This is a genomic window from Synechocystis sp. LEGE 06083, from assembly GCF_015207725.1.
GTDB classification, from domain to species: Bacteria; Cyanobacteriota; Cyanobacteriia; order Cyanobacteriales; family Microcystaceae; genus Synechocystis; species Synechocystis salina.
Genome location: NZ_JADEWJ010000185.1, coordinates 1 through 7,737 on the forward strand (window position 1 = coordinate 1; position 7,737 = coordinate 7,737).

Here is a 7,737-nt window from a genome sequence, read left to right on the forward strand (position 1 = left end):
CGTTAGCCCCATTGGATTGCCACTGAGTTTTCGTTATTCTTATTCTAAAAGATGTTAATGGCGATCGCCGTCAAGTTGTAAGATTCTCATTAGCCCTGGAGCCAGTTAAAGATTTCCTGGGCACTTAAGGTTAGGGGAATATCATTAAGAACGGGGAGAATGCTATCATCTCGGCTAATGATGAGGGGTTGATGGGGCTGAAAAACTAAAATAATTTCTTCGAGGGGATCGATTAACCAGGCTAATTCGGCTCCCTCTTCTAGGCAGGTTTGAATTTTAGTAATAATTCTGGTGCTTCTTTGGTCGGGGAACAGAATTTCGATCAGCCAATCGGGGGGGCCTGCTAAGGGCTGATTAGTAGTAGGCAGTCGATTGATACGGGTAATGGCAATGTCAGGAACGATAGAGTTATTACTCAGGACACAGCGAAATTCGGGGAGAGCTTCATAGATGGTGCTAGCGCTATCAATTTTGGCAACGAGGCGTTTTTGTAGTCGGCTGTGACACAAGATCGGCATCGGTTTTTGGCTAGGTACCTGGTTGATGAGTTCCCAGGCGGGGGATTCTTCAATGTTGGGCAGTTCCAGGAAGTCCTTTAGAGTGAGGGGGGAAAGGGCTGGTGACATATTTAGGGTTGGCTGATGGACTTGGCTCGATTATAGAATTTCTTTTGTGGATGTCTTGGAGCTAAGATAGTCAGGCTTTACCGAGTTTGCCGATGAGGCCATGGTAAAAGTCGATGCAGGAGAGCTAGATAGAAAATACTATTTTTGAAAGAATTTTAGTGATTTAAATGTCACAAACATTGTGAGCCATGATGATATTCTTATGACTTGTACTATTTGACGATCCATCATTTACAACGACGACATGGTATTTATCTAGATCGTCATTTTTTTTTAGAATATCCAAACATTTAAGAGGGGTTTGTTTTCGATTATGTACGGGAATAATAATAAATATTGTCATTATCCATGCTTATGATTTCTCATCAATTGTCCGGCAATAATCCAGTTACAAAATCTAGTATTAAACTTGCTATCTTCAAAGCTTCTTCTGCTTCATCTTTCTCTGGTTCAATAGTGTCACTAGGATAGCAAAACTCTGTTGCGTAGGGGGTAAGAGTATCACCCGCATCCTTGAGGTCTTGAAAACTAGCCTCAGACTGACATCATAGATGTATCAAGATATCTAAATCATGGGTTTTTCTGAAGACTGTATTTTGATAAGTCAAATACGCTTTTAATGATTTCTCAGCAGATTGTTGGCAATGGTATACAACAGCATCAAGTAAAGATTCTTCATTTTTAAAAAGCACCCAAGCAACTTTTAAATCTCTTTGGCTTTTTATTAACCATTGCTGAACTTCTTCATAGTTGGGATTATCCATACAAAACCTTACCTTCCAGTAATGCTTGATTGACAAGGGAGGTCGTTACTTGTGCCTTGCGGTCAACTTCTGCGCGGGTCATTACCAAGATATCTTTAGGCACACCAATGCCACGTAAAACCCTGTGGGCTTGACGAGAACGCCGATAACGAGGTTCATCAGAATCAGACACAATTATCAGTAAATCAATATCACTATCTTCATTGGGTTCTCCATAGGCATAGGAGCCGAATAAGATAATTTTTTCTGGCTTGAGAGCTTCAACGAGTCTGACGGTTATCTGATCAAGTAACTCGTTAGTGATTGGTTTCAACATCGAAATCCAACGGGGAGAATTAATAGAGATTATTGATTATTGTAGGTGAATATAGCATGGAGCTAGATCAGGGTAGCCAAGTTTTACCGAGTTTACCGAGGAGGCCAGGGTAAAGACCTAGTCAGAAAGTCTAGATTTTAAGTTTTTTTGATCAGGCTACATTGGAGTTAATATCATCAGGGAGAAACGATAAAACATCTAAATACTACTACCATTGATGAAAGAAATTCCGTGCTGATTTCGATAGTTCTGGCAACTATTTTCGTTATCATTTTATATCTTTACATGCTTAAAATAAGATGATGTTTAAAATTTCTTAGTGAGCGTAACTCTTAAAAACTTCTCCTCCTGTTTTTTTTATATATTTTAGAAAAAAAACAATTTTATTTCTCACTTTTAATCCGATAGGATTACAACAATGTTGAATATTAGCATTTCCATCTTTTATCAATATAGGAGATGAGACAAGAGATTGATTGAGAGAACTATAAATTCTAAAATTTAAGTCATGATACTTTAAAACTTTATAATATGCTGATTCAGCAATTCTATTTCTGTGTTCACTATTATGAATATAATAAGAAAACTTTTCTTTTAGTTCTCTATAGGTATCGAAAGTTACGAAATCAATATCTTCTAGAAATCCTATTTGATTTAATGCTTCAGTAGACCTTTTTTCAGTCATAAGAAGAGTTTTACAAGCCATTAAGTCAAAGACCCTAATTGGTAAAGAATGAGTGGAGGCTTGATGATGTTGTATGTTAATACCTATTTTAGAAATATTGTATAAATTTGAAAGTTCGCCGGGCGTTTTAATTGATTTGTACTTGTATCTACCAAGCATATTACTATTAGAAATAGTGAGGGATTTTATCCACAAGTCATTTGGCTCACCGTATATAAATAGCTTAAAATCATCTAGTACACTAAGGTAATTAATTCTTTTTTCCAGAGATATTTGATCATCGAAAATTGATTGCCATACATCTCGATTTTTTTTATAGCTTTTTTTGAATCCATTGTTTTGCAAAAAAAGCTTGATGTCCGAAATATATCTGTTTTTATGTATATTTAACGTCTTCAAAAAAATCTCTCTCTGCTCTTCGTCATCACACAAGTCATTTAATAAATTAATAAAAGCAGTATTTGAAAATGCTGTCCCAACAAAACATCCATCAATAATTCTTTCCTTATCTTTCGGTGTAAAAATATTTGTATTAGATGCAAAGGGAACGGAAATTATTTTAGAGTAACCTTTGCTATAATTGCTCAAAAAGTTTTGTTCGTATATTCCTTTTCCTGTTAACCAAACAATATCATTATGACTGAACTTAAGCAGAGAGTTATTAGTTCTTTCATAGGAGTCGATAAACCATGTTATTATAAGGCAGTTAGAAGGCAATACTTCAAGTACTTTTGGAGTTATTCCAGCTCGATTAACTGTAAATACAACATCTGGCTTAAACTGACTAATCCGTTTAAGAATTAACGAGAATCCACAAAATAATCTTGGATTACAACTATTATCATGAAGATAATGATTTGTAGTGATAGCAAGGGTATTAGATGAATATAGAGATAGACTATTTAGAAGTTCAATACGGAAAGGATCAAAGCTTCCATCTCGCATGTATGCGTCAGATAAAAAAAGTAATTTCATATGATTTTTATTTTTTAATTCTTTATCAAACTAAAGAGAAAATTCTCATGTATTTTTTGTCAATTAAATGTCTGAATTTTAAAAGACGGTTTTTGTCAATTTTTTTTTCATCTTGCATAAATTCGTACAAACGGGGAAGTCCAAAATCATATTTTTCAATAGCTATCATCAAGGTTTCTTTATTTTGAAGTAATTTAAACAACCTTTCAACCCCAATCTCCCTTATAAAAGGCAAATTGTGATTAAAATATAAAAAAGACTTTTCAATTTCATACTCATGTTTGCCATCAAAATCCTTTCTAAAAAGAAAATCATAGAAGGCTTCTTTGAATAAAGAGCTATCAATATTATTAAAAATATGCCTGTAAATTTGACTTGCCTCAAAATTACTTCTTAATAAATTTCTTTTGTTGCTCAAATTAAAGCCGTGTTTTCTCCTTCTATATTTTAATAATTTTTCTGTGCTTAAGAAAAACTCACCCTCCGGCAGTAGTTTAATCCACATATCAAAATCTTGTAATTGAATTGAAGTTGTACAAAAAAGTTCAGCATCTAAAAGTAATTTTTTTTCTATAAATGCAGTAGGTGCACAAAGATAGTTTCCTTGAAAGAAAAAATGACTAAGGATTTCTGATCGTGATTTGTTGCCCAAGTTAAAATAACTTTTAGGAAGATAGTTTTTAATACTTGGTCGGCTATCGTCATCAATAAAATCAACCCAAGAAAACAAAATAGATTTTTGTTCTTTTTTTGCGTATAAATATTGCTTTTCCAATCTTTGTGGATAACAAACATCGTCACCAGACATCAGCGCAACATATTTTCCTTGTGCAGCAAGAATTGCATTATTGATCGCAACGCTCGGCCCTTGATTTTCTTGATAAATATAAGTGATTCGTGGGTCTTGAAAGGTTCTAATAATTTCGTCAGTTCTATCTGTAGAGCCATCATTAACAACGATCAACTCAAAATCTGCAAATGTTTGTTCTAAAACGCTCTGAATTGATTCAGCAATATATTTTTCGTGATTATATGTGATCATTGTTACACTGATAGGGACTTTATGATTACTCATAATTAAGCAAACCTCTTCAGATTGCTGGTAACAGTTTGAATATCGTCATAGGCTAAATGTAACCCCATTGGCAGGCTCAAAACTTCTCTTGTTATATGTTTTGTTAATTTGAGACTGTAACCCTCCCAGTTGTTATTTTGATAAGCTTCGGATAAATGGGGAGGGATTGGATAATGAATTAGGGTTTGAATAGCATTCTCTTTTAGCTTTTTTGACAACACATCCCTTTTCTCTGAACGAATAACAAATAAGTGCCAGACTGGTTCAGCCCAACTAGGGACATAGGGCAGCGTCAGGGAAGATGTTTCTGCCAGCTTTTCTAGATAGTATTGAGCTATCATTGTTCTCCGGGCGTTCCACTCATCCAGTTTTTTTAGCTTTACTCGCAGGAAAGAAGCTTGCAGTTCGTCCAACCGACTATTAAATCCCTGGACTTCATTATGGTACTTCGTCCGTGAGCCATAATTCCGTAGGACTCGTACTTTGTCCGCAATTTCTTGATTATTGGTGACTACTGCGCCCCCATCCCCAAAGGCTCCCAAGTTTTTGCCGGGATAAAAACTAAACCCCGCCGCATCCCCTAAACTACCAGTCCGTTGCCCTCTATACTTTGCTCCATGGGCCTGGGCCGCATCTTCGATTACCTTTAATCCATAACGGTAAGCTAGGGCATTAATCCTACTCATATCGGCAGGTTGGCCGTAGAGATGCACTGGCATGATCGCCTTGGTTCGCTCTGTAATGGCCGCTTCGATTAAATTCGGATCAATGTTGTAGGTCTTCACATTTGGCTCTACAGGCACAGGAGTCGCTCCGGCATAAGAAACTGCTAACCAAGTAGCAATAAATGTATGGGAGGGGACAATTACTTCATCTCCAGGACCAATGCCTAAAGCACGAAGAATCAGATGAAGCGCATCCATTCCGTTACCAACCCCCACGCAATACTTTGCTTCGCAGTAAGCGGCAAATTCGGCTTCAAACGCTTCCAACTCTTGCCCCAGAAGATACCACCCCGAATCAATTACTCGTTGATAGGCTGCATCCAATTCTGCCTTCAACTCAAGATAACCAGCTTTTAAGTCCAGAAAGGGAATGTTCATGGGGAAGCTTTGACTGCTCTAAGAAATTCATCATAGTCACGATAATAATCCGACTCATCGTAGGGAGTGGAAGCCAAAACCATTGTCACGGCTCCAGAGGAAAAATTATCGAGATACCTCCACATCATGGGACAGACATAGAGGCCGTAGTAGGAACGATTGAGGTGAAAACACTCTTTTTCGTAGCCATCATCTAAGACAACATCAAAACTCCCCGACATGGCTATAATTAACTGTTGCAATTGTTTATGAGCATGGGCCCCACGATAGGAACCACCGGGCACATCGTAAAGATAATAAACCCTTTGAATATCGAAGGAGATATGCTTTGCTTCAATAAATGTTAGATTCCCTCGCGGATCATGAACTTTAGGTAATTCAATAATTTTGCAATCTTTAATACTCATAAAAACTTACAAAGATAGTGGTTGCTCAGCTCTATTGTTCAGCAGAGGAAAGATCCTTGATAACTCTTGCTGGTACTCCAGCAACCATTTTCCCTGCCGGAACATTTTTGGTTACAACGGCACCGGCTGCGACAACAGCACCCTTCCCAATATGAACCAATGGAAGTATATTAGCTGAGGCACCAACAGCAACAAAATCATCAATAACAGGCCCACAAACACGGCTTTCATCGTACTCTAGTTTTCCAATGGCATTGTCATTGGTGGTAGAAACTAAAACGCTAATAAAAACAGAGTTACCGATTTTACAGTTACCGGTAATGTGAGTAAGATCCATTATTTTCGTGTAATCACCAACAACAACATTGTAGTTGATAGTTACCCCTCTACTAATTAAACATGATTTTCCTATTTTTACCTTTTCTCTTATAGATACACCATCGCCAATCAATGTATTTTCATCAATATTAACGTCATAGTAAATTACCGCACTGGGGCCAACAAGACAACCTGAACTTATTTTTATTTTCGGGACGAATTCAATTTTTCTAGATATCATTCCTGGACTTTTTGGTGTTTTTCCAAGATAAGTAAATGGAAAAATTTCTACATTATCGCCAATCTCAACTCCTGATTCTATGATTACATGAGGATGAATAATTACATTGTTCCCTATAGATACATCACGCGCAATGGTCGTAAATGCACCCACTGATACAGAAGAGCCCAACTTGCCCGTCTCGATAATTGCAGATGAATGAATTATTCTACTTTCCATAATTTAGCAAATAGGTCATTAAATGTTTGTTAAATTCCTGAAGAAGTTAAGGTAAATCACTAATCATTTTAGTTTGCCATGCCATTCGAGTTCGTATCAAGCCAGCCCACTTTCCCCCGCCATTTTCAAGCATTTCTCCGGTATCAAAAACACCAAAATTTAGAATTTTTTCTGCAGTGACTTCTATATTTAGATGTTCGAGATTCACAATAAAAACACTTACATAGTATTGTATATCATTTAAGAAATTTTTGGGTATCGTACATATTGAACAAAAAAGCCCTTTAGAAAAACCATTTTCATAAAAAGGATCTCTAATAGCATTTGCCTTTTGCGTACTTGGTGTACTTAAAACAACGCTTCCCATACTGTCATAAATATAAATATCAACGTAAAGACTACTTATGTTGTTATCTAGAACCCAAAACTGTACTTCAATTTTCAAGTCTTGATCTATGGGGATTGTGTTACCCATTTTGTGATTATTCTGAAGTTTTACTAAATGCAAGCGAACCTTTTCGCTACCAGGAGCTGTTGTAATGTCATCCCATTTTATTTCTCCGGTTTGGTTATAATCCTGTATTGACTTCAAATAATTAGAAATCGACTCACTCGTATGACCATCGTATTTGATGTAGCCTTCTTGTAAAAACTGACTTCTGGAGCAGAGTCTATCAATAGCTGTCATGTTATGACTGACAAACAAAACCGTTCTTCCTTCTTTTTCTGCCACCTCTCCCATCTTCCCCAAACACTTTTTTTGAAAGGCCGCATCCCCCACCGCCAACACCTCATCCACCACCAAAATCTCCGGCTCTAAATGGGCCGCCACCGCAAACGCCAACCGCACATACATCCCCGACGAATAGCGTTTTACTGGCGTATCAAGGAATCTCTCCACCTCCGCAAAATCCACAATCTCATCAAACTTCTTCTTAATTTCCGCCCGTGTCATCCCCAGGATTGCCCCATTCAGATAAATATTTTCCCGCCCCGTCAGTTCAGGAT

9 protein-coding genes and 1 pseudogene are annotated in these 7,737 nt (G+C 37.1%); all 10 read right to left on the minus strand.

All coding sequences use genetic code 11. The annotated features are described in order from the left end of the window. Nucleotides 1-89: 89 nt before the first annotated feature. On the minus strand, nucleotides 90-626 hold the full coding sequence (locus IQ219_RS13620) for a Uma2 family endonuclease (protein ID WP_194072970.1): 537 nt from the start codon (nucleotides 624-626) through the stop codon (nucleotides 90-92). Between the two features lie 163 nt (nucleotides 627-789). After that, nucleotides 790-969 (minus strand): glycosyltransferase, encoded by a 180-nt coding sequence (locus IQ219_RS20555; protein ID WP_194072971.1) that lies wholly within the window; start codon nucleotides 967-969, stop codon nucleotides 790-792. Between the two features lie 22 nt (nucleotides 970-991). Continuing rightward, nucleotides 992-1,390 (minus strand): annotated as a pseudogene (locus IQ219_RS13630) (HEPN domain-containing protein). Continuing rightward, a complete protein-coding gene (locus IQ219_RS13635; protein ID WP_194072972.1) occupies nucleotides 1,383-1,706 on the minus strand; it encodes a nucleotidyltransferase domain-containing protein in 324 nt (107 codons plus the stop codon). The pseudogene IQ219_RS13630 and the gene IQ219_RS13635 overlap by 8 nt, the downstream one beginning before the upstream one ends. A gap of 316 nt (nucleotides 1,707-2,022) precedes the next feature. Continuing rightward, nucleotides 2,023-3,366: a glycosyltransferase gene (locus IQ219_RS13640; protein ID WP_194072973.1), complete on the minus strand. Its 1,344-nt coding sequence runs from the start codon at nucleotides 3,364-3,366 to the stop codon at nucleotides 2,023-2,025. A gap of 25 nt (nucleotides 3,367-3,391) precedes the next feature. Continuing rightward, nucleotides 3,392-4,441, minus strand: coding sequence for a glycosyltransferase family 2 protein (locus IQ219_RS13645; RefSeq protein WP_194072974.1), 1,050 nt, complete (start codon nucleotides 4,439-4,441; stop codon nucleotides 3,392-3,394). 2 nt (nucleotides 4,442-4,443) lie between these two features. Continuing rightward, on the minus strand, nucleotides 4,444-5,544 hold the full coding sequence (locus IQ219_RS13650) for a DegT/DnrJ/EryC1/StrS aminotransferase family protein (protein ID WP_194072975.1): 1,101 nt from the start codon (nucleotides 5,542-5,544) through the stop codon (nucleotides 4,444-4,446). Then, on the minus strand, nucleotides 5,541-5,951 hold the full coding sequence (locus IQ219_RS13655) for an FdtA/QdtA family cupin domain-containing protein (protein WP_194072976.1): 411 nt from the start codon (nucleotides 5,949-5,951) through the stop codon (nucleotides 5,541-5,543). Before IQ219_RS13655 ends, IQ219_RS13650 begins: the two co-directional genes overlap by 4 nt. 31 nt (nucleotides 5,952-5,982) lie before the next feature. Beyond that, nucleotides 5,983-6,729, minus strand: coding sequence for a transferase (locus IQ219_RS13660; protein ID WP_194072977.1), 747 nt, complete (start codon nucleotides 6,727-6,729; stop codon nucleotides 5,983-5,985). 46 nt (nucleotides 6,730-6,775) lie between these two features. Next, nucleotides 6,776-7,737 (minus strand): ABC transporter ATP-binding protein (locus IQ219_RS13665; RefSeq protein WP_194072978.1); only part of this gene is annotated, 962 nt, incomplete at its 5' end.